The sequence below is a fragment of the Dyadobacter ginsengisoli DSM 21015 genome, assembly GCF_059568735.1.
On the sequence record NZ_JCANTY010000011.1, the window covers coordinates 143,101 to 165,648 of the forward strand.

At 50.5% G+C, this 22,548-nt stretch carries 14 protein-coding genes; all 14 read right to left on the bottom strand.

The features are described from left to right. Positions 1-5 precede the first annotated feature (5 nt). Entirely contained in the window at positions 6-2,978 is a 2,973-nt protein-coding gene (locus BP71_RS32940) for a PVC-type heme-binding CxxCH protein (RefSeq protein WP_496385899.1), read from the bottom strand. 8 nt (positions 2,979-2,986) lie between these two features. Further along, positions 2,987-3,820, bottom strand: coding sequence for a 3-keto-disaccharide hydrolase (locus tag BP71_RS32945; RefSeq protein ID WP_496385900.1), 834 nt, complete (start codon positions 3,818-3,820; stop codon positions 2,987-2,989). A gap of 53 nt (positions 3,821-3,873) precedes the next feature. Further along, the gene (locus BP71_RS32950; RefSeq protein ID WP_496385901.1) at positions 3,874-6,249 is read right to left on the bottom strand and encodes a hypothetical protein; all 2,376 of its coding nucleotides are present in this window, start codon (positions 6,247-6,249) and stop codon (positions 3,874-3,876) included. 102 nt (positions 6,250-6,351) lie between these two features. Continuing rightward, on the bottom strand, positions 6,352-7,398 hold the full coding sequence (locus BP71_RS32955; RefSeq protein WP_496385903.1) for a carbohydrate kinase family protein: 1,047 nt from the start codon (positions 7,396-7,398) through the stop codon (positions 6,352-6,354). A 3-nt stretch (positions 7,399-7,401) separates the two neighbouring features. Then, a complete protein-coding gene (locus BP71_RS32960) occupies positions 7,402-8,538 on the bottom strand; it encodes a Gfo/Idh/MocA family protein (protein ID WP_496385904.1) in 1,137 nt (378 codons plus the stop codon). Positions 8,539-8,543: 5 nt separating this feature from the next. Then, on the bottom strand, positions 8,544-9,371 hold the full coding sequence (locus tag BP71_RS32965; RefSeq protein ID WP_496385905.1) for a class I fructose-bisphosphate aldolase: 828 nt from the start codon (positions 9,369-9,371) through the stop codon (positions 8,544-8,546). A gap of 67 nt (positions 9,372-9,438) precedes the next feature. Beyond that, positions 9,439-10,464 (bottom strand): Gfo/Idh/MocA family protein, encoded by a 1,026-nt coding sequence (locus tag BP71_RS32970; RefSeq protein WP_496385906.1) that lies wholly within the window; start codon positions 10,462-10,464, stop codon positions 9,439-9,441. Between the two features lie 15 nt (positions 10,465-10,479). After that, a complete protein-coding gene (locus tag BP71_RS32975) occupies positions 10,480-13,512 on the bottom strand; it encodes a PVC-type heme-binding CxxCH protein (RefSeq protein WP_496385907.1) in 3,033 nt (1,010 codons plus the stop codon). Positions 13,513-13,566: 54 nt separating this feature from the next. Next, positions 13,567-14,499: a sugar phosphate isomerase family gene (locus BP71_RS32980; protein ID WP_496385908.1), complete on the bottom strand. Its 933-nt coding sequence runs from the start codon at positions 14,497-14,499 to the stop codon at positions 13,567-13,569. Positions 14,500-14,535: 36 nt separating this feature from the next. After that, positions 14,536-15,318, bottom strand: a complete 783-nt coding sequence (locus BP71_RS32985; RefSeq protein ID WP_496385909.1) for a PIG-L deacetylase family protein — start codon at positions 15,316-15,318, stop codon at positions 14,536-14,538. Between the two features lie 4 nt (positions 15,319-15,322). Next, positions 15,323-16,345, bottom strand: a complete 1,023-nt coding sequence (locus tag BP71_RS32990; RefSeq protein ID WP_496385910.1) for a Gfo/Idh/MocA family protein — start codon at positions 16,343-16,345, stop codon at positions 15,323-15,325. A 21-nt stretch (positions 16,346-16,366) separates the two neighbouring features. Beyond that, on the bottom strand, positions 16,367-17,407 hold the full coding sequence (locus tag BP71_RS32995; protein ID WP_496385911.1) for a Gfo/Idh/MocA family oxidoreductase: 1,041 nt from the start codon (positions 17,405-17,407) through the stop codon (positions 16,367-16,369). Positions 17,408-17,412: 5 nt separating this feature from the next. Then, a complete protein-coding gene (locus BP71_RS33000; protein ID WP_496385913.1) occupies positions 17,413-18,981 on the bottom strand; it encodes a SusD/RagB family nutrient-binding outer membrane lipoprotein in 1,569 nt (522 codons plus the stop codon). Positions 18,982-18,992: 11 nt separating this feature from the next. Next, positions 18,993-22,394, bottom strand: coding sequence for a SusC/RagA family TonB-linked outer membrane protein (locus BP71_RS33005; protein ID WP_496385914.1), 3,402 nt, complete (start codon positions 22,392-22,394; stop codon positions 18,993-18,995). Positions 22,395-22,548: the final 154 nt, after the last annotated feature.

Here is a 22,548-nt window from a genome sequence, read left to right on the forward strand (position 1 = left end):
AAAGCTTAACTGCCAGCTTTCAAAAAGGCGATCAGCTGCGCCATTTCATCTTTGGTCATCGTCTGTTCCAGCCCTTCCGGCATCAGTGAAAGTCCCGAGTTGGCCAGCGATTTGATGTTCTTGCGAAGGATTGATTCCTGCGTACCAAAAGCCGTTTTCAAAGTAAGGCTGTTGTCGGTTTCTGCCATAAGCCATCCCGAAAACGACCGACCGTCGTTGGTTTCAACCGAAATCGCCTGATAAGCCGGATATACCTCGTAATTGGGTACGAGGATATGCAGCAGCAACGCATCTGCCGGCTGGTTACGCACACCGGTCAAATCAGGCCCAACTTTCCCGCCCTGGCCAGCGTAGGTGTGACAGGCGGAACAGGCTTTTTCAAATACTGCCTTTCCCGACTTTGCATTGGCATTGGTATTGAGTATGGCCCGGTAATCCTGATAAACTTTCATTCTGCCGCCCCCTTCCAATTCTTTGAAAAGATCTTCCGCCCTCTCACTTACCGACTTTTCTTTGTGTTTCATCAGCCGCTGCCTGTCCATAGAAGAAATCTCCGCGGGCGCTATCACCCCCTGCTGTATCGCATTAAAAAGCACGTCGATAAACACCGGTTTGGAAACAAGGGCCGAAACCACCGCCGATTTTACCTGGGGCGTATAATTCGTCCAGATGTTTTTTTCTGTTAAAAAAGCACCCCCGCGGGCATCGCCCAGCCGTGCCAGCGCAGCCACGGATTCCATCTGTAACTCGGGAGGATTTTTTGCATCCATCAGTTTCCTGAGCATGTTACCGCTTTTATCAAAATCGGTATAACCCAGGAATGCAGTGGCCGTAACCCGTGAGCCGGGCGGCAGCGCAGCATTTCCCGCCCGTACCGAAGCCTGGCTAATGAATTTGTCGAGCAACTGCTTTTCAATTGCAGACGCATCCTCGCCCACCAGTGCATGCAAAATACCTTTCGGGGATTTTTCAATTTCCGTCCGGCGGTTTATTCCCTCAGCCAGACCTAGCGCAGTTGAAATCCGGGAGCCGTAATCGCCCGGACCTGAGATCATATCTTTTAACAAAACACGGCAGTCGGCCAGCGAGGCCCCGTTTCCAAACAATTGCCCCAGATCCTGCATCACGGCCGTAAAAGCTCCGGGGTTCACTTTTGATTTGGGACGAAAAGCAGCCAGAAATTCCGGCAACCGGTTACCGACCCCACTCAGTACAGCCGCCCTTACCCAGCGGTCGGCACCGTCTTTTGCGGCAATTTGCGCCAAGGCCGCAATGGCCTCCTTCGCCTCGATCGAACCCAGAACCAGGGCCGCCATAAAACGCACCCGTGCGGCGGGGTCGCTGGCAGCCGAGGTAAGGGTGTTCAGAAGTCCGGGATTTTCTTGGTATAAATGACCTGCCAGCAAAACCACATTTTCACGCACGCCCGACTCTTTGTCGGCCCATGCGGTTTTCAAAGTCGGGACGTCGAGTGCTGCATAAGAATCCAGCAGCCACAAAGCCCTGAGGCGGCTTTCAGGGATTTTCGAAGTTGTTGCAATTTGTTTCAAAAGCGGTACTGCGTCCGGTTCCCTTTTTTCAAGCAGAAGCCGGTGGGCTGTCTGCCGCTCCCATTCCTCGGCCGACTGCAATGCAGCAACCTGCTCTTTCATTGTTCCCAAAAGGGTACCCTGCTTTGTATCTTTGAAATTAGCATTGACAATCCTGTAAATCCGTCCGTCCGTTTTTCCGCTTTCAAAATCCAGCCCACCCCGCGCCTCTTCGGGCACATAGGAAGGATGATCGATCACTTTTCTGTGCATATCGGCGACATACAATGCGCCTTCGGGGCCGTGCTGCAAAAACACCGGCCTGAACCATTCGTCGGTGGAAGCAAGAAACTCCTTGCCCTGGTAAGGTAATTCGGAGGTGAAAGAAACTCCTTTCGGGGAAACCGTCTGCCGTTGCACAAGATTTTGAGCCGACTCGCAAATAAAGACATTGCCTCGATGGGCGGGAGTAAGTCCTGTACCGTTGAACACCATTACGCCGCTCGCGGAAGTGAACGTACCCGTGTGCGACAAACCAATTAGTTTTGGTATAAATTCAGCAGAAGTTACTGCACCGCTGATCGGAAAAACGGTAGCTTCCGCTTCGACTTTGGATACATTTTCTGTGGTCTCGGTAAAAAGCAGATGTTGGTTTCGGCGCAAATACCAGGGCTCCATCACGATCTGCCGCACCGGATGCCGGTTGGAGCAACCAAACCGTCGCCCGTAAGCATCAAATGTCAGTCCGAACTGGCTTCTGCCACCAGTGGTTTCAAATTCAAATGTTTCGGGATTAAAACGAGAGTCGGATGCGGAAAATGAAACGGCCGTCCGCCCGGGATGCAGGGGCGATGTTACTTCCCCGCTATTGAGTCCGCTGGTAACATATACCTTACCATCAAGCCCAAGCGTAGGGTGGCTCACACGGATCTGTGCGGTTTGTTTGTTGCTGAAACCGGTCAGTACCACCTGTTTGATGTCAGCCACACCGTCCCCGTCGGTATCTTTGAAATAATAAATGTCCGGCGCGCAGGTCACAAAGACCCCGCCTTTCCAGACCATCAAACCGTTCGGATAAGTAAGCCCGGTCGCGAATTCGGAGCGATGATCGTATTTTCCGTCGCCGTCCAGGTCTTCCAGCAATGCAATCCTGCCCAGCGTAGTGGGCGTCCCTCCTTCGGCAGGATCGGGATAGCCCCGGTCCTCAACCACATACATTCGCCGGTTTTCATCAAAAGCCAACGCGACGGGGTCCATCACGAGCGGTTCCGCGGCGATCAGCTCGATGCGCAGACCGGGTTCCAGCCTGAAACTTTCCATCGCTTTTTTCAGCCGGGCGGAATCCGCAAAGGCATAGGATGCAGTGTTTTTAAAGTTATTTTCGCCCGTGCCCGCCAGCAGGAGCAGGAAAATCAGCGGGATAAGAGAGAGTTTGGCAGTATAGTGCATCGGTTTTCCTATTTCTTTACCAAAGGTGTCAATTCCACCCTTCTCACAAACATTTCCGCTCCTTCTGACTGGATCTGGATCCGCCCGACCGACGGTTTCACACGCATAGCCTTGTTCACCAATACGCCATTGAGATAAAAATAAATATCATCGTCCATCGCGATCACCCTCACCTTGTTCCACTTCCCGACCGGCTTTTCAACATCTTTTGCACCCCTGAAATCCTTTACATCTTTCCACGAAGCGTCACGCGCAAACCAGTTGATCCTGCCTTTATTGATCGTAACATTTTCACCGCCCTCCTTATAGATGTAGGCTCCGCCCTGTTTTTCAGGTGCAACCGGGCAAGTGATGGAAAACTTGTCGCTACCATCGCCAACCACCAAAAAATCGCCCGTACCTCCTTCAATAATCTGACATTCAATAGAGTACATCCAGTTACCCGAAAATGCTCCGTCTTTTCCCTGGGAATGGATCAGCACGCCGTTATCGCGGGCAGCAGTAATCCTGGGCGCATGGGTTTTGTCGCCCCACTTAAATTCTACCTCCAGGTCATAATCCTCATATTCTTTGTTTGTGGTAATGCATCCATATTCATAGCCCGAAATGTGGATCTGCTTTTTCTCAACTTTAAAAACCTGATCAGGATCTTTGTCACGGCCCTGTTTATTCAGGTATGTGTACCAGCCGTCCAGATTTTTCCCGTTAAACAATGAGACCGTCTGCTGCCGGACGAGGTTATTCTTTTTCAGGGTTTCAGCTGCGGTCTGAGCGTAATTCTTTTGGGATGTCGTAAAAAAAAGCGAAAGCAGAAAACAAAAAACAAGGTGGTTGTTTTTCATGAAATTAACGGGTTTAGATATGTATGGTTTAGGAAATCTCTATCATATTACGACTACCCGGCTGCAAGAGGCAATTGTCTGTTCAAAGTATCTTCCAAAAGCCGGAGCTTTTCTTTTAGCGAATAAGGTGTGTACACATAATCTTGCTCAAACTGGAACCCCAGCCGCGAATCGTGCGTGGCCGCGATCAGCGAAAGTTTGGTGCGGGCAATCTCAGCCTCCACAATCTTCGCCATCTTCTTCAACATTTCACCGGCTTTTGCACTGTCCTTCTCTTGTGCACGGTTAAACCGTAATTCCTCAAATTCTAGAACCGCACAATTGCTCTCCATCATCCGATGCAGATGCTCCGCCACAACAACCTCGGAAACTGCACGCTTTCTTTTCCATTCCGGGCTTTCCATAGCGGCCAGCCGATACAATTTCAGTCCCTCCTCCATTTCGGCGGCGGCCATTTTCAGGTGTTTCAGGAAAACAGGGAGCAACGCCACTTCTTTTGCAACCACTACGCCGGTAGCGGCCCTCGCATATTGTTCGGCCCGGTTTGTTTTATTGGAAAAATCGGGATAAAAGACCATTCTTGACACGGTAAACGGCCAGTATGGGTTCAGCTCCCCGCCCAGGTAGCCCATCCAACCTTCGTGATCTGTCCAGGAATTGTGAAAAGTGGCAGTCCGCACGGGCGGTTCCTGAAAAAACAATGGATTTCCGATCGCATTGTTGGTACCCATATTAGGTCCGGTGTCCGGCACAAGACGAATCGCCTTGTCAAAATGCTGCCACGCCTGCAGTACTTTTTCTTGCTGCACCGCCCCGAACAAACGGGAGGCCATTGCGCCGAGAAGTTCCTGGAATGACATGGAATTGTCCCAGCAGGTCCAGTAGCGGAGTTCCGCAATGAAATTCGGTGTATAGCCGCTGCTCCAGCTTTCGAGCGTCCCGCTCACACCATAAGCCTGCAGTGCATCGTAACGCTTGCGCCACTGCCCGGGAAAAGGCAGGTAGGGAATTGTGCCGAACTGCCAGCTGGCGAAAGTATCCACCTTGGAATATACCTTCATGGACCGCCCATTTGCCTCGCCGATCTGCGCCTGCGTCACCTCCGCCGGCCCTACCTGCGACAGCGAATAGTCGCGCAGATAGCCCTGCATACCGTCCAGTTCAAAGCCCTTTCCGTTTTCCCAGGTCAGCATCGGGATCGCGTCGGCAGGCAGCTGCTGGATAAAATATTTTTTTAGTTTGGTGTTCTGCGGACGAAAATCAATGTTGTATTCCCAGGCCAGTATTTCAGTCTCGGGGTTCACCCGGTGGCATTCTTCGGTCACCATCGCAATCGCTTTGCACCAGTTCCTGGCCCAGTCCCCCACATGCTCTTCGTCGGCGCCGTGCAATCCGCCCCATTTTTTATACCAAAATCCTTCGGTGAGCAATACATACCCTTTGATCAGGGGGAATTCTTCGATGATATCCCGGACCAGCTTGCGCAACCCGGCTTCACTTTCGGGTGTTCCGGTATATTGGTAAATAATCGGCGTGTAAACTTTGATACCAAATTTCCCCGCGCGGCCGATCAGGTCATGGATCTTCGCCGGATCCTGCTTACGTACTTTATGAAGCAGTCTTGCATAAAAATCGGTAGAATTTTCAGCGGTGGTGCGGTCGCCGTTCGGGTTGGCATATACAGAGGCAAAAATCCCGTCGAAACCATTGTGTGCCATAGCTGAAAGGATCTGGTCGGGCCACTCCATCCAGCCCATACCCGAAAGCGCCATTCGTCTCTGATAGAGACTTTGGCGGGTAACTTTCAGTTTTTTGGGTAAAAAAGGGCCTTCCCGAAGGTTCATCCTGGCCTGAAGATTATAAAGCCCATGCAGCACGCCATGATCATCATAACCGCAAACAACGAGCCCTTTGGGTGTTTTTACCAAAGCATAACTTTTCGTGCCTTTGAGCTCTTTTCCGTATTCCGGCAATTGGTGCCGCGTACCTATCAGTACTACATTGTCGCCGCTTTTGATTCCTTTCCATGATTTCCACAGGTCGGTCTGGCTGTCGACCTCCATAGCAGTTTTCAGATAGTCTTTAAAATCCTTCACCGCATCCTTGATCAGATCAGAATTATCCTCGACATAACAAAGCCTCACATCCCGGTTCAGTGCAAATTCAGTGTCCAGCGGCTTTGCAGCAGGGTCTTTCATAAGCTGGTGCATACCCGACTCCCTGATCCGCTGCTGGTAGCCGAAAGGTTTGTCCGCCGGCAATACCCGCTCCACTTCCCGCGCAAACGACTCGGTAGTAAATGCAATTTCCCGCGGGTTTTCACCCACAGGAAAAGTGATCTGTTGCGATGCTTTTGCCAGCACAGCAGAACCCGCAACACCTATCCCGGTAGCGCCGAGAAACTTCCTGCGGCTAAGGTTTTTATACATAATTGGTCAGCTCTTCAACATTAAAAAGGTTTTTCGAACAATGTAATACCCATTGAAACTTATCCGCTTCAATCAGACTTTTTCGCCTTTTTATCCTATCATTCAGGAAATATTTTCATTTTTCGCGCATTTCCGGTAGCCGAGCCCCTTACCAAAATCCAGGCATTCCTTCCACGCAATGATACTTCCCGAAGCATTGGAATCTATAAGACTTCTGGCGGCCACAGAAACACCTAAAAGAAGATTTCTTTCCATCTCCCAGTCTTCATGTACACCTGCCAGCACACCGGCTGCAAAAGCGTCACCGGCACCCACAGTGCCTTTTACCAGCTCCGGCGGCATATTGATACCGGGCTGAAAAATTTTCTTCCCCTCCTTACTGACTGCGATCGCGCCTTCGGGAAAATGCAGTACCACCCATTTTAAAACACCCATTTCCAGAATAGCCTCCGCAGCGCGGTAACCGTCTGAAACAGATACCAAGCCGCCGGTATCGACAAGGTCAATACCGGTTAACATTTTGGCTTCCAGCTCATTGATAAAAAGAATATCGATAAATGGCAAAGAAGGCGGGATAATGGTAGTATACCGGTCGGACTGCTCACTGACAATATCAGCCGAGGTAATAAAGCCTGATTTTTTGGCCTGTTGCAAAACTTTCGCCGCCCCCGACATGCCGTCCGGCCCCAGTTCATCCAGTTTGTCGAGCAGTAACAAGTAACCCAGGTGAAATATTTTGGCCTGCGAAAATGAGAAGTCGAAATCGTCCGTATCCAGGAATGCATTGGCGCCACGGTAATGGAAAAAAGTGCGTCTGCCGGTCTCAGAAACGGTCATTACATCGGTATAGGACGTTTCCACGCCCGGCAGCACTTTTATCTGGCTGCAATCGATCCCCATGCTGCTACACTGACGTAAGATTTCATCGCCTTTTTCATCATTTCCAATGGCCCCGACGCCTTCCAGCGGAAAAAAAACTTTCATCTTATGGAGCGCCTTCAACACATTAAAAGGCGCCCCACCATTGCCCGAATCCTGGTTCAGGATGTTGGCCAGCGCATTTTCCTGGGGGTAACAATGGATTATTTTGACAAAATCAATGATCCAGTTCCCGCCCGCCAGTACGCCTGTTCTTTTGTTCGTTTCCATACATCAGTCGTATGCGATTTCCACCGCCGATCTGGACTCGTGCGACCGCAGCGCGCTTTCAAAAAGCTTATGGCTCATGATCGCCTCGCGCGGTGTCACGCAGCCAAAACGGTTGTTCAGCAATCCTTCCCGCTCCGCGAAATAGGCCGCCAGCATTTGCATAAAACAGTCTGAAAAACCGGCTTCGAATATGGAGCCCGTGATCGTCGGAAACGCGACCTGAAACCCCAGATCGGTCCGTTGCCAGGTTTGCTCCTTGCCCCTGCTGAACGTCCACAAGGCTTTGGTATCCTTGGTATTGAACTTCACCCCGCCCTCGGTACCATATATTTCAATGTACCAGGAGTTCGTTTCACCCGGAGCCAACCGTTTCATTTCCAGCATCATCGGAATTTCATCACCTTCCACGTCGACAGTTGTTGAGAGCGTGGCGTTATTCCAGGTATCGCATTCGCCCCAGCCGCCTTTTCCGTCGGGGCGTGTGGTGATGATTTGCTGCAACTGCGCAAATACCCTTTTCGGTACCCAGCCCATTCTCAACGGAATATGCAATACATGCATCCCGAGATCGCCCATCACGCCTATATTCCCGCAGTACTGCGACTGCCGTTTCCAGTTGATCGGTTTGAGCGGATCCATGTCGCTGGAATGACAGAACCCGGCTTTGATATCCATGATTTTACCAATCCGCCCCGACTGAACTTCTGCAATGACCCGCTGCGCGCCGGGCAAAAAAGGCATTTCAGAGCTGCATCTTACAAATCTGCCAAGCCTTTCGGCAGTTTCCCCTATCTCCTTTGCTGCGACAAGGTCTACCCCAAAAGGTTTTTCTGCGAGCAGGTCCTTTCCTGCTTCCAGGACTTCGGTATAATATTTTTTATGCAAATTGTGCGGCAGTGCGACATATATCACCGACAAATCCGGATAAGCCAGCAGTTCCTTGTAATCCGTGGTGCGCAAATCCACCGAAGGCACATTTTCGTACCATTTCAGGGCTTTGCTATCCAGATCGCAGACCGCTTTTAACGCTACTTTTACAGGATAGTCGTTCAATGCAAACCACCTTCCGAGCGCGCTGGCCACCTCCTTTCCCATCAGCCCGCCACCGATTATCCCGACATTTACTGTTGTCTGTTTCATCGGTTTCATATCAGGTTGATCACATCTTTGGGCTCCGCATTGTCGTGGACGATCGCCATCAATGCACGCGTCATACCGCCCGGATTGGCGTGCTGGACTACGTTACGGCCATATACAATGCCTTTTGCACCCTGTTTCATCAGCCTGTAAGTCCGGTCGAGGATCTCTTCGTCGCTGGCCCTGCCGCCGCCCCTTACCAAGATCGGAATCGAACCGGCGATTTCGACTACTTTGTGATATTCCTCCACATCATCTGTCGGGTCCGCCTTGATCAGATCCGCCCCCAATTCCACCGCCTGCCTCACCATGGGCGTGATGAGTTTGATATTTCCATCAACCATATAACCCCCAGCTTCCTGATTCGGCCTGAAGACCAGCGGCTCGATCATCAGCGGCATACCATAAAAGTCGCAGAGCGGTTTTAGTTTCAGGATGTTCTGGATACAATGGTCTGTTACTTCCGGCGCGCCGGGAATACGGAAAAGATTGACCACGACGCAGGCTGCATCCAGTCTTACTGCCTGCAAAACAGGCTCTTCTATGATCCTGCTGTACAATACATCCGGAAGTTCCGACCCGTAGACATTGGCTACGTCCGTGCGCAGCACCAGCGCGGGTTTGCTTTTTCCCGGAACCGACTGCAAATGATGCGCCTGCCCTACTGTGAGCTGTATGGCGTCAGGATCTGCATCGATCAGCACTTTTACCGATTTTTCTATATTTTCAATACCCGGCAAAAATGAGGATTCACAAAAGAACCCGTGGTCGATCGCCACATCAAAACATTTACCCGATTTTGCATTAAATAACCTGTTGATTCTGCTCGCTTTCATACTATACTGAATTTAAACTGACTGTAATTTTTGACTCTGCGAACCTTACCATCCGGCAAGCCGCTTTTTATCCTCTATTTGTTTTGGCAAGAATATCTGACAGTGCTACCGGAATGCCGCCACACCTTTTGCTTTCATGTGCAGCTTCCATAAATGTGTAGATTTCAATGGTTTCGGCTGCCGTAACTGGCGGTTTACCGGTCCGGAAAAATGTGACGATCTCCGCCACCAGATTTTTATATCCTTCAAACTTGCCGATCTCTGTGATTTTCTCCGAACCGTAAGCTGTGCCCCCAAACCCGATCTTCCCCTTGCGAAGCCCTCTAAAAACGCCAATTTTTCCTCCTTTCCAAATGCCCGTGACCACATCGGCACCCTCAGAATAAGCCCGTGTTACCGACTGGCAGCCTGGCCCCATCACTGCATAAAGTAACTCGATAGCATGTATGCCGTCCCAGAACAGGTCGGCGTGGGATTGCTGTAAAGGTGCCGGCCCGTAAGTATCTGCGCCCAGTATTTCACCCGCCATTTTTCCCCGGGCCAGGTCCTGAATGTCCCCGACATAACGCAATGGTGAACTGGAAAAAACGGGCGTTCTATATTTTTTGGCCGACTCAAAAAGTGCGATGACATTCGAAAGGGATTCTGCGATAGGCTTGTCCACAAATACCGGCTTGCCAGCCTTCAAAACCGGCTGGATCTGTTCCTGATGCGGCCTGCCGTCATTTGTGAGGAGCATAACTGCATCGGACTTTTTGAGCAACTCCGCTGTGGACGACACCAGTTCAACGCCGTTTTTCTTAACCGTATTGGTAAACTGACTGAGTTGCTCCGGCGAAAATTCCACATCCTCGTTTCCTTTAGGATGATGCAGCGCCACTACTTTACAGCCTGCAAACAGCGGATCATTCTGCCCGGCATTCAGGATTTCGGTAAAGTCCGCGCTGTGAACGGACAAGCCGATAACACCCACCCGGATTGTTTTGGATTCGGACAAAAACATCGACCTGGCCTCACTTCCCAGCCCGAAGGCCAGTCCCGCCGTGACGGTCTTAACGAGAAAGTCACGGCGGTTCTTTTCAGATTGATTCATGAAGAAATGGTATGGCTACTGAACAACTTTCATAATGCCGCGCATCACCGGGGCGTGGCCCGGAAACGTGCAGACGAACTGATAGTCGCCCGGGATGGCCGGGGCCTTGAACTTCAGTGTTTCCTTCTTTTTGGCTTCAATGAGGCGGGATGAGAACAGCACCTTTTTGTTCTCCGGCACATAGTTCTTTGCTGGGCCATTGTCGCCGAGTGCGATCGCCTGCTGGGCAACCTCATCGGCTGCTCCCGGTTCGGTGATCACCAGGTTATGCGGCATCAGGTCGATGTTATCGAGCGTGATCTCTACTTTCTGGCCGGGTTTTACGGTGAATTCGGCGACATTGAAACGCAATTGTATAGCTTCCAGCGTCACAATGGCGACTTCACGTTTCCTCAGATCCAGCTTTTGATCAAAATTATCTGACTTTTTTGAATCGGTAGTAGGAACAATTTTGTGCTCCATGTGGCTGGTCACGCGGGAAGTGCTGTCGGGGTCTTTCCAGAATTTTTCATAGAAAGTCCGGAACTGCATTCCCGAAATATCATTCCCAGTACCGCCCCTGAGGTGCGATTCGCGGGTACTCCATGCCCAGGCCACTTTCTGCGCAGCAATCCTAACCTGCCCTTCGGGAGATTTCAGCGCATTGCCAAGCAGATCGCGGTTGACCACATTGTGCTGCTGGTGCAGCCAGAGTATTTCCAGCATCGGCAGCGCATTTTCCTTTTTGTCCAGGTCCAGTTTTGCCACCCACGCCTGCGCTTTTTTGATCACTTCGTCGGTATTCCTGCCGCTGAGTTCCACCCGCACGCGGTGGCGGATGCCGTCAATGGGACTCTTGAACAGTTCCAGCAAGTCTTCCACTTTCGCTCCGTGAATGGCAACCGGGCTTTGCAATGGCCGGTTTTTGGCGGTAACCCTGTAAATCCTGCCGTGGGTATGGTCGCGGCTTGCGTCGCGGAGGTTATAGGGCGAATGAGTGATCACGGGGTTTTGCCAGTCGCTGAAATACAATGCGCCGTCTCCACCGATCACCCCGTCGGTGGGTCTGAAATTGGGATCGCCCGTGTAATCTTTCGGGACTATACGTGGCGCAGCCTCAGTACTGGGCGCAAATGTCGGCTGGTTCCCGGTGTATACCAAGTCGCCGGTTTCTACCCCTTCCACTACACCATCTTCTTTGTAATCAAGCCTGTACCGTTTGATACCCTGAAAACCGATGACATTAAAAAGCAGGAAGTTGTTTTGATAAGCATCCGGAAAATGGCTGCTCGATAAAATCATATTCGCTGTGATCGGCCGGACCGTCGGCGTGAACAAAGGTCTTTTTTCATAGCGGTTCACATCCGTGGTGGAAGTAACTTTCCGGTCGTAATATACCTGGAAGGCCTTACCGCTGGTACCGTCGGTGACGAGCGGGTTTCCCCATTTATCAAAACTGATACCATGCGCGTTCGGCGTATTTTCCACCACAAAAGAGAAATCGAAAGTACGGGGATTGAACCTGTAAAGGCCAGGTGTCCCCGATTCTTCGCTCACGCGCCAGGGCGTTTCAATGTTTTCGAGGATAAAAATTCCTCGCTGGTAATAGATGTTCCCGTCCGGTCCGTAGATCAGGTTATTGGCCGAGTGGTGCGTGTCATCCGAACCTATGCCCCCGAACATTTTGATCTTCACATCGGCAACATCATCCCCGTCGGTGTCTTTGAGATAATAGATATCCGGCGCCGAAACTACGATCACACCATCGTTCCAGAATTCAAAACCGGTCGGGTGGGAAATGTAGGCGAAGGTTTTCGACTTGTCGGCCACGCCGTCGCCGTTTTTATCGGATAAAATAACCAGGCGGTCGTTCATTGGTTTGCCGGGCTCCCATTTGGGGTAGGTCGCCCAGGATGCAACCCATATCCTGCCTCTGGTATCCACCTGCATAGCAACAGGTTTGGCTATTTCCGGAAAGTTTTTTTCCGATGCAAACAAATTGACTTCCAGCTCTTTCGGGAACGTCATTTTGCTGATCGCCTCCTGCGGGTCTACATAAGTGACGTCACGGGTAATGTGGGTCCCTACCACCAGCAGCTCGGGTACATTGCTGTCATCGAGCGCTTCGTCTTTCCCCTGCGCACGTGACCATATCCTTTTGTCACGGTTGGCGGTCATCACGTCCAGTACCTTCAGTTCCTGGTTCAGCGTTGCATAATTTCCGTCCTGGGTGGAACGCGTCCCCCATACATCGTTTCCGCTGATCGTCCGGTATTTCTGGAACCAGTGATCGTCTTTATCCACGACCGCACTTCTCAGAGAATCCAGCTTCACCTTGTCCAGGCTTACTTTTTCTTTCAAAACAGACTCTGCGAAATATTGCGCCAACTGACGGTTTCCTTCTTCATTCAGGTGGATACCGTTGATGGTAAGCGGTTTTTCGGAAGTCTCGTACATTTTCTGCGTCGCACCGAACAAGTCCACAAACCCGGTTTTCTTTTCCGCCGCCACCTCTTCCATTACTTTGGTATAGGCAGCCAGCCGCCGGTTGTTTTCGGTACCGTCGGGTAAATTGGGCGTTTTGAGGTTCTCATGCGCAATCGGCGAAAACATCACGATGCGGGGCGTGTTAACCGAATCATATTTCTGCGTTTGCACGTGGTCTATCCAGGCAGTCAGCTGTTTTCTGAACTCTTCGGGCTTGTCTTCAAAAGATTCGTTATAGCCGAAGAAAGAGAATATCACATTCGCCTTCACTTCCGCCAGATGCGCATCGCTGTCTCCGAAACCCTTGTGCGCGCGGGGCCGGTAATGTACCTGGTCGCCCGAATAACCCAGGTTTCTGACCACCAGTTTGCTCTCCGGATTAGCAGCCTGCAAATACGTTTCAAACCATCCGTCCTGCTGGAAACGTTCGGCGAGCGAATTGCCGATAACGGCAATCCGGTCCCCTTGTCTCAGCTCGATCTTTTGAGCGCCACCGCAACCGGTCATATACAGGCCGACCAGTACCAGCAATACATGCACTGCACATCGCGCCGGATATTTCGCTTTTTTAAATACGATCATTTGCTTAAAATTTTACTGATTTGAGTACAACCGTCTCCCGGTTATATGGGCAGGTCAATGCATCTCTATCGAACAGGTACCCAGGCCCGGACGGTAAAAATTGAACTGCACATTGGGGTGGTCTGCGAGCACGGACATCGGGACGCAGGTATCGGGGATTTTGTTTGAGATCATGTAGGTAGTAAGGCGTTGTCCGAAGGGATTGTCATGTGCCCCGGCATGCCAGATCGATACCTTGTCCGTTTCCCAGGTTTCTTTCGGCCCTACTGTTACGGCTTGCGTCGGGATCAGCGGAACGTTACCTCCGCAATGCAGGCGGGAATTCTGCTGGACCGTGATCGGGTGAAGGTCCAATACTCTGGTCGCGAGCTGCTTGTATTCTTCGACAGTCTGCGGGTTATCTTTGTAAATTCCTTCTCTTTTGGGAGGCTCGTTAAAAGCCCAGTGTTTTACATCACCCTGGCCGCCCTGCATGATGAGGCATTTGGCCTGTTTCCAGCTTTCGATAAATGCGCTGGTATCGGCTTGGGGGAAATGCAGGTTTTCTTCCGGCATCGCCAGGCTTTTATCTATCCTATTGTAACAAAGCGATTTAAATGTCCTCTGAAAGGATAACGGATGGTCTCCGGAAACTTCCTTACCGTCCACGACCCATTCGTCCATACTCCAGAAATGCGCATTCTTGACGGAGATTTTCAGCTCATTAATAATCCGCGCTACCAGTGGCAGCTGCTCCGTAGGACCGATCGGCCCGCACAGCCCTACCGGATTTGCGGCGGTCGATTGTTTCCAGACGTCCACATATTCCAATGCTTCCGCAAGGTAAAATTCTTCGATGGTATCGTAAAAAACCACTTTAAAGCCCGGGCGGGACAATTTGACCATATCCTCCGGCCCCATAGCGGCAATTTTGTCCGTTAATTTCTGATCCAGTTCCAGGGTGGTGTAATCCCACCAGCCCGGAGCTATTGAACTCGTTTTACGCATACAATATTTTTTTAAATTGATTTGAATGACTTGACCTTACGCTGTTTTAGCATATGCTTCATTGCGCTGGACCAACCGGCCCAGCGTTTGTAGAGGGTCGAACCCGGCTTCGGAAAAACCGTAATGCGTATGTCTCCGCCAGCCCTCAGCATGCTCAAAAGCATCCGACATATTCCCTATTTCCAGTGAAAAATCCTCCATCGCCTGGATATAGGAATTCATTTTCTGGCTGTCCTGCAACCATTCCTGCTGGCTTTGATGGGCTTCGAGTGCCTTCCTTTTCAGTGGCTGAACCGTTGCTGTATCGACGAACATTTCCGGATACACTTTCTGCCGCAGCGGGTCCATCAGACCATGCGGGACGGCGTGGTAAATGGCGCAATTGTAATTCGAAGTGGCTGGTTCGCCGGTCGCAAAATTGGGCACTCCACGCACAAACGCAGCTGTGGTAGCCAGGCGGCTCGTGTTCATGTGGTCCTCCATATAGTCGGAAGGAGAATGCGTGAGTATGACCGAAGGCTTCACTTTACGGATTACAGCGGCCAGTTTGCGGAGCAGTTCCACGTCGTACAAGATCTCGAAATCATTGGTAATGGGCGGATGAAAAGTGGCACCCAGTACCTCCGATGCATTTTGAGCTTCTTGTAACCGGATCCTGGTCGTATTCTCCGAATCGTGGATAGTACTCCCGCAGTTTCCGGTCGAAAGGTTCATGTAGTGGATCTCGTAGCCCGCGTTTTTTAAAAGAACAAGGGTCCCGGCCATCAGGAATTCGATATCATCCGGATGGGCCGCAACCGCCATGGCGACATTTTTCATGGGATTACAATTTTACGCTCTTGCCGGTAGCGGCAGACTGGTCGGCAGCGAAAATGATTTCGTGCGTTTTGATGGCCTCTTTCAATCCTGTAAGCGGCATTTCGGTATTATTTTGGATCGATTCAAAGAAAGTATCGAACTGCAACTGGTAAGGGTGATCGGCCACGTCGCCCGAGTCGAGCATCGACATCGACATTTCGCTCCACTTGTGCTTGTCCGACTTAAGCTTTTCGGAATGGATCTTATTGTCAAGGATACTTCCTTCACTTCCAAACAGATGCGTGTGGAAATAGTAAGGCTGAAGACAGTCCACACTGGCGGCACATTTGGCGATTTTACCGCTTTTGAATTTCAATATCGTGACGCTCGTGGTCGTATATTCGTAAGGTGCAAAAATCGGGCTCTTGGATTTGGTATCGTAGCTTGTGACTTCTTCCACGTCGGTGCCCATAAACATCAGTAGCGAATCCAGTGCGTGGCAGCCTGCTGTGAGCAGGGAACTTCCGCCACCGCCTTTTTTCGCATTCCACTCAAACTGGCCATACCAGGGGCCGATCCCGTGCAGGTAATCCACTTCCGCATAATGCAGGTCACCGATCAGGCCCTGATCCAGGATTGCTTTTGTAGATATGAACTGGTTGGAATACCGGCATTCAAAACAGATACAGAACTTCACATTGGCCTCTTTCACAGCAGCTTCAATAGCCTGGCAGTCGGCCCAGGACAACGCCATCGGTTTTTCCAGGATAATGTGTTTTCCGGCTTTGGCGGCTTTTACGGCGTGATCCACGTGCTGATACGTGTAGCTGCATATCGAAACGGCGTCGATATCCTTGTTGGCGAGCAGCGCATCCAGGTCGGTGTAGGAAGTAATATCCCCGCCCCATTTTGTGCTTAATTCTGCATCATCGAGTTTTCTTGAAGAATAAATAGCAGTTACCTGTGCTCCATTGCCCGCCTGTATTGCCGTAATATGTGCGGTAGCAACCCAGCCGTATCCAATAATTCCTACATTTAACTTTCCCATAGTTTTTCTGATTACTGATAATTATTGTTTAACCTTATTTGCTTTGTATGCTTTGCTTAATGTTTTTTCCAGGCTCACTTTAATACCTCCGTTTTTCCGGCTTTCCATTGCGGCTTCCATGAAGGCATATATTTCGAGCGTCTCGCTAACGGGTACCGGCGGAACTTTGGTCAGGAAAAATTCAACAACCCTCACCACCAGGTCACGGTAGCCGGTAAACGTACCCAGTGTGGCGATCTGATCCTGCATGTAGGCCGTACCTCCGAAGTCCTTTTTCCCCTCCCGGATCCCCCTGAAAGTCCCGACCCTGTCATTATTCCAGTAACCGACGAGCAGGTCGTCGGCCTTGCTGTGATGTACGTGCGCCACCTCCCTGCACCCCGGCCCCATCGCTCTGAATAGCAGCTCGATCCCGTGAATCCCGTACCAGAACTGGTCGGTATGGCTTTTTTCAAAGGCTGCCGGACTGAATGTGCTCGCGCTCAGGACTTCGCTGCTTTTGATATTGGCTACACCGGGAATGTACCTCAGTGCCGACGATGTAAAAACAGGGACATTGAACTGCTTCGCTTTTTCATAAATTTCGATCACACCGTTTAATGAAGCTGCCACAGGCTTGTCGAGAAAAACCGGCTTTCCGGCCTCAAAAGCGGGCAAAACCTCTTTCATGTGCGGGCGGCCGTCGTTGGTTTCGATCATCACCACATCCACCAGCGCAAGCATTTCGCTCATCGAGCCGACAATCTTTACACCCATGGCCCGGATGTCCGATTCAAATTTGGTAAGCTGCTCTTTGGTGAAATCCACATCCGGATTTCCGGGTGGGTGGTATAGCGCCGTGATCGTACATCCCGCCAGGTCGGACGTTTTATTACTATCGTTCAAAATCTGGGAAAAAGCTGCGCTGTGGACCGATAATCCCACCACTCCGATTTTGATATCCTTCGCCGCTGCCGCTCCGAATGAGGTGAAAGAAGTGCCCACCAGGCCCATACCGATCCCGCCAGCCGCCAGATTTTTTACAAAACTCCGGCGGCCCAATTTGTTTAATGTTTCAGCCATGATATTTATTTAGCGTCCCACCATAATTTGGTACTGTTCTTATTTCCTCCTTTGGTGGCCAGTTCGGGCAAAGTAAGCGCAGCTGTCACAGCCTGATTGTTGTTTGCGTACTCCCCGTCCACAAACAATAACCTTCTGATCATCTGGTTTGCAGGCACGTCAGGATTTTCCGACTGTATCCTCGGCAGGAGCTTGGGATAACCCGTTCTTCTCATTTCAGCCCAGGCTTCCCAGCCATCCGGAAACAGCCCGATCCACTTCTGGGTACCGATCTGTTCCAGTTGTTTTTCCTTAGGTCCTGTGGCCAGGAAAGCAACAGGAATGTCTGAAACGGCGGGCGTATTCCACTGATCTTTAAGCGGTTTTGGCGTGCTGGTGCTTTTGAGATAATTGGCAATATCCACCGCAGTCGCCGCAGTGCGGGACGAGATCGATACTTCTATTCCTTTGTCATACAATTCTTTCGCAGTACCCCCCATATTCCAACCTTCCACCGCACCTTCGGCCCGTAAAAAATATACTTCTTCGGCTCTCATCACCTGGTAAGGCGGGTTCGTACCTCCGTCTTCCAGCCTCCACCATTTGGTATCGATCTTGGAATTGGTAGCGACCTGAACCGGGTTATCGATCAATGCGATGGGTAGACCGTTCCGGATTCCGTGGAATTTGCTGCCGTCGTTCCGGTTGTCGGTCACTACGGGATTCCAGAATGCATCGAGCCGTGGATCGTTGAATCCTACCATTACACTTTCCATCGTCGCGCTCATCCGCCAGTTGTCATAGTTTGCGATCGTCCCCAGGTTATTTTTACTCAGATCATTGGTGAAAACATTCGCATTTTCGGCAGCTGTGAGCATTACACCGTCGGCCACTGCTTTTTCAGCTTCGGCCTTGGCCAGCGCAGGAGCAGCATATTTTACTCGCAACGCAAGTCTTAGCCTGAGCGAATTAGCGAAGGTCAGCCACTTATTTACATCACCCGAAAAAACCAGGTCGTCTCTTGAAAACACACTAGCGCCTTTGTTCTGTTTCAAAACTGCAACTGCTTCGTCGAGGGTTTTAAAGAAATCCTTATAAATCACTTCCTGTGAATCATAAGGTACACTGGTAGCGCCATTTCCTACTTCCAGATAAGGAATCGGACCGTAGTAGTCTGTCAGTCTATGAAATGCCTGTACTTTCCAGACTTTGATTACCGCATTCTGCAAAGGAAAATTCTTTTCAGCTGTATATTTTTCCACAAAGCTGAGGTCCTTGGCAACCGAAGTATAAAAGCCGGTAAAATTGGCATTCGACCAGCTTGCCACGTCCACGTAGCGGTCTGAGTAAAAGTTAACCCGCAGCAGTGTAAAATACTGGCTAAAAAGGTCTGCGAAAAGGTTCTGGCTGATTTCGTAGCCCGACATGTACATGGCATTGAACTGGGTTGTGGCAAATACCTGGCCCACATTCCCGATGTCGAGCTTGTCGGCTACCAGCAGATTGGAAGGTGTATTCAGCTCTTCAAAAACGTCAGTACAGCTTCCGAAAACCATGCAAAAACATGTAACGAATATGATTTTTATCTTTTTCATGATTCTACTGATTATTTAAAGTTGACGCGTACATTAAATCCGATCGAGCGTGTGGTGGGCAGCGTAAAACTGGCGTCACTCTGGGCGCCGTTGTCTGCTCCTACGAAAATTTCAGGATCGAGGTATTTGGCTTTGTTAGACAGGAAAAACAGGTTTCGCCCTACCAGTGAAAAACTCACCGGGTAACCGAATATTCCCTTCGGCAGGCTGTAACTCAGCTGCGCTTCACGGAGCCTGACATTGGATGCATCCGATGTATGTATCTCGCCCACCAGCCCCGCAGTACGTCCGCCGCTTCCGATCCAAAAATCCTGGACGTTGATAGGCAGGTCGTTAACCGATCCGTCCTGCTTCACTGCATTTTCTTCCGGGAAGAAATCCTTGCCGAAAACCAGCTTTCCGTCGCGGCCGGCTTCCGTTTCCTTCGTAGAGCCGTCGGCAGCCAGTACCGAATTCGCGAATGAAGAGATCACGCCTCCGTGACGAACATCGATCAGCACGCTCAGGTTCAACCTCTTGTACCGGAAAGTATTGCGGATGCCACCCAGCCATTTAGGCTCCGAGTTTCCCACGAACACGGTTTTACCGGTTGTATAAAGCGGAATCCCATTCGGACCAACGATCACATTTCCTTTGTCGTCGCGCTGGAAACCTTTGACATAGATCCCTCCCCACTGCTTGCCCTGTTCCAGTCTGATCTCACGTAAGTCATTGTTTCCCATCACAATGGAAGGGCGCTGATCATTAATCTTCTTGACAATGTTTTTGTTTTTGGAAAAATTGAGACTGATATCCCAACCAAAATCCGCTTTTACGATAGGTTTTACCGTGAATACCATTTCAACCCCTTTATTCTCCACATCACCCCCGTTTGTGAAAAATCCCGAAGCACCTGACGCCGGCGGCAGCGAAATGGAAAAAAGCTGGTTGGTTGTGTTGGTCACATAGTAGGTAAAGTCCAGTCCAAGCCTGTCCTCGAAGAAACGCAGGTCGCCGCCCAGTTCCAAACTCGCCGTTTTTTCCGGTTTCAGGTTTTCATTGGGCAAAGTACCGCTTACCGACATCAGCCCAGCCTTGCCTCCCCTGCTCAACGTCGCATACCTTGACAGGGAGAAAGGACTGGTTCCGTTACCAACAATGGCATACGAACCTCTTACTTTGAAAAACGATATCACCATCGGCAGCTTCACCAGTTCCGACACCACGCCGTTCAGACCGACGGAAGGATAAAAGAAAGACCAGTTGCTTTTCGGCAAAGTGGAACTCCAGTCATTCCTTCCGGTCAGGTCCAGGAATATCGCATCCTTGTAGCTGATCTGCCCGAACGCATACAAGGAATTGATATTACTCGGGCCGCCGACGCTGTTTGACGCCTGCAGATATTGGGTATTGGAAAGTGTAAAGAAATTAGGAATAGTTAAAGTTGTGCCCGTGTTGGCTGAAATGGAAGTATTCCGGTTGATCAGGCTGTTACCACCGACATTCACATTGTATTTCAGTGTACTGGAAATGTTGTCGTTGTAAGAGACCAGAAAGTCGTTGTTAAAGCTCATGCTCTCGGACGAAGAAACCCCGAAGTAGCCGTCTACCGGTGATACCTTGGAAATACCGCCTTTGATCTCACTCTGATAGTTTTCAAAAGCACGGTTCAGCGAGGACCTTAACTGCAGGCTCAGCTTATCGGTTACATTGTACTTCATACTCGCAAGCGCAGCCACCCGGTCCCTTACACTTTTGGAAGAAATCCCGTTTATAGCTGTATAGGGATTGGTTTCCACCAGTTCGGATGAGCTCCATGTATGTGTAACCGGGATTCCGTTGTCGTTGTAAAATTCATAGATCTCCGCATCCTGCGTCCGTACATTTCTTGGAATCCGGTAAGCGTGGCGTAACGGATTACTGTAATCGATGGAAACACCAAGCCCGTTTTTGATCTCCTGTCTCATGTAGGTCAGCTTTCCGTCGACGCTCAGTCTTTTGCCAAGATTGTTAGAAAAACGCAGGTTGGCATTGTGCCTGGAAAGTTCGTTAAAAGGCACAACCCCGGCACCGTCTGTGTACGTATAGGAAAAATACGTTTGCGCTTTCTCGCTACCGGTACTGATTGACAGGTTGGTAGCAGAATTGTGTCCGACTTTGAAAAAATCGCGCACATTATTGGGCTGAGGCGAGTATGCGTATGTTTTCGGGCCGGCCCAGTTGGGATTGTTTGACCAATGCTGTACCATCTGCCCATCCATTTTCGGACCCCAGTTGCTGGACGTGTTCGCAAGGTACTGGCCATTCAGTCCCTGCCCGTAAGAGTCCTGGTAATCGACGAGGATATTGGGTATTTCAAAGGTATATGACTGGCTAACAGAGACATCATAACGTCCGGAAGTATTCCCTCCTCTTTTTGTCGTAACCACAATGGCGCCGTTATTGGCCTGGCTTCCATAAAGAGCGGCCGCGTTCGGGCCTTTCAGCACGGTCATTGATTCTATGTCGTCGGGATTGAGGTCAGAAAGGTTGCCTGGCACACCGTCCACAATGTACAATGGCTGGCTGTTGCCGCTGATCGACCTGTTACCGCGCAATACGATCCGCGAAGTACCGCCTACCCCGGTGCTGGAAGTCTGGAAATTGAGACCCGCCACTTTTCCGGCGAGTGAGTTCAGCACATTGTATTCCCTTGATTTTGAGATCGCTTCCACATCTACATTCTGGGTGGAATACGTAAGGCTCTTTTTATCCCTTTCGATACCAAAGGCCGTAACCACTACTTCGTCCAGTTTTTTCAGGTCTTCTTCCATCGACACATCCACGGTTGAACGCCCTTGGATCGGTACTTCCTGGGTGATGAATCCGATGGAGGAAAACACCAGCGTACCGTCGTCACCGGGAAGCGAAATGCTGTAATTGCCCTCGCCGTCCGTTACTGTACCGGTGGTGGTGCCTTTTACCAGAATACTCACCCCCGGTAGTCCCTGCTTGTCGGCTGCAGATATGACCTTTCCGGCCACGTTGACGAGCGCCATCCGGGTCTCCGTCGCTGTTTCAACGGACATGCCTACACTTTGTCTTCTCACACTGATGTTCTGGTTGATCTGCTGAAACGCCAGCCTGGAGGAATTGGCGATGCCTTCCAGCACATGGGCCACCGACGACTTGCCCATCGGCTTGCTGTAACGGTCTTTTAAAAACGAGTCCTTTGCATCGAACGTAAAAACGAAGTCGGTTCTTGACTCAATATCCTTAAAAACATCGGCCAGCAGCGCATTGCTGTATGCCGTCCGGATAGTCACTTCGTGAATGCTCTTGATTTCCGTGGTTTCTTTCGCCTGGCTTACACCCGCAAAGAGGAGCTGGGGTATTACAACCATGAATACATAACCTGCACTCCTGGCAAGTCGCGAGTAGAGTAATTTTTTCATACTTCTTTTGTTGTAGGTTAAGACGCGGTTTAGCTTCATTTCCCGACACTGGGGCAGGGCCATTTTACCAATGACTGGCACATTAATCTGACAAAGATTAAGAATTCGAATCCTCCGTATTATTGGTTTTAAAGTTCGTTTGCTGATGTATTCG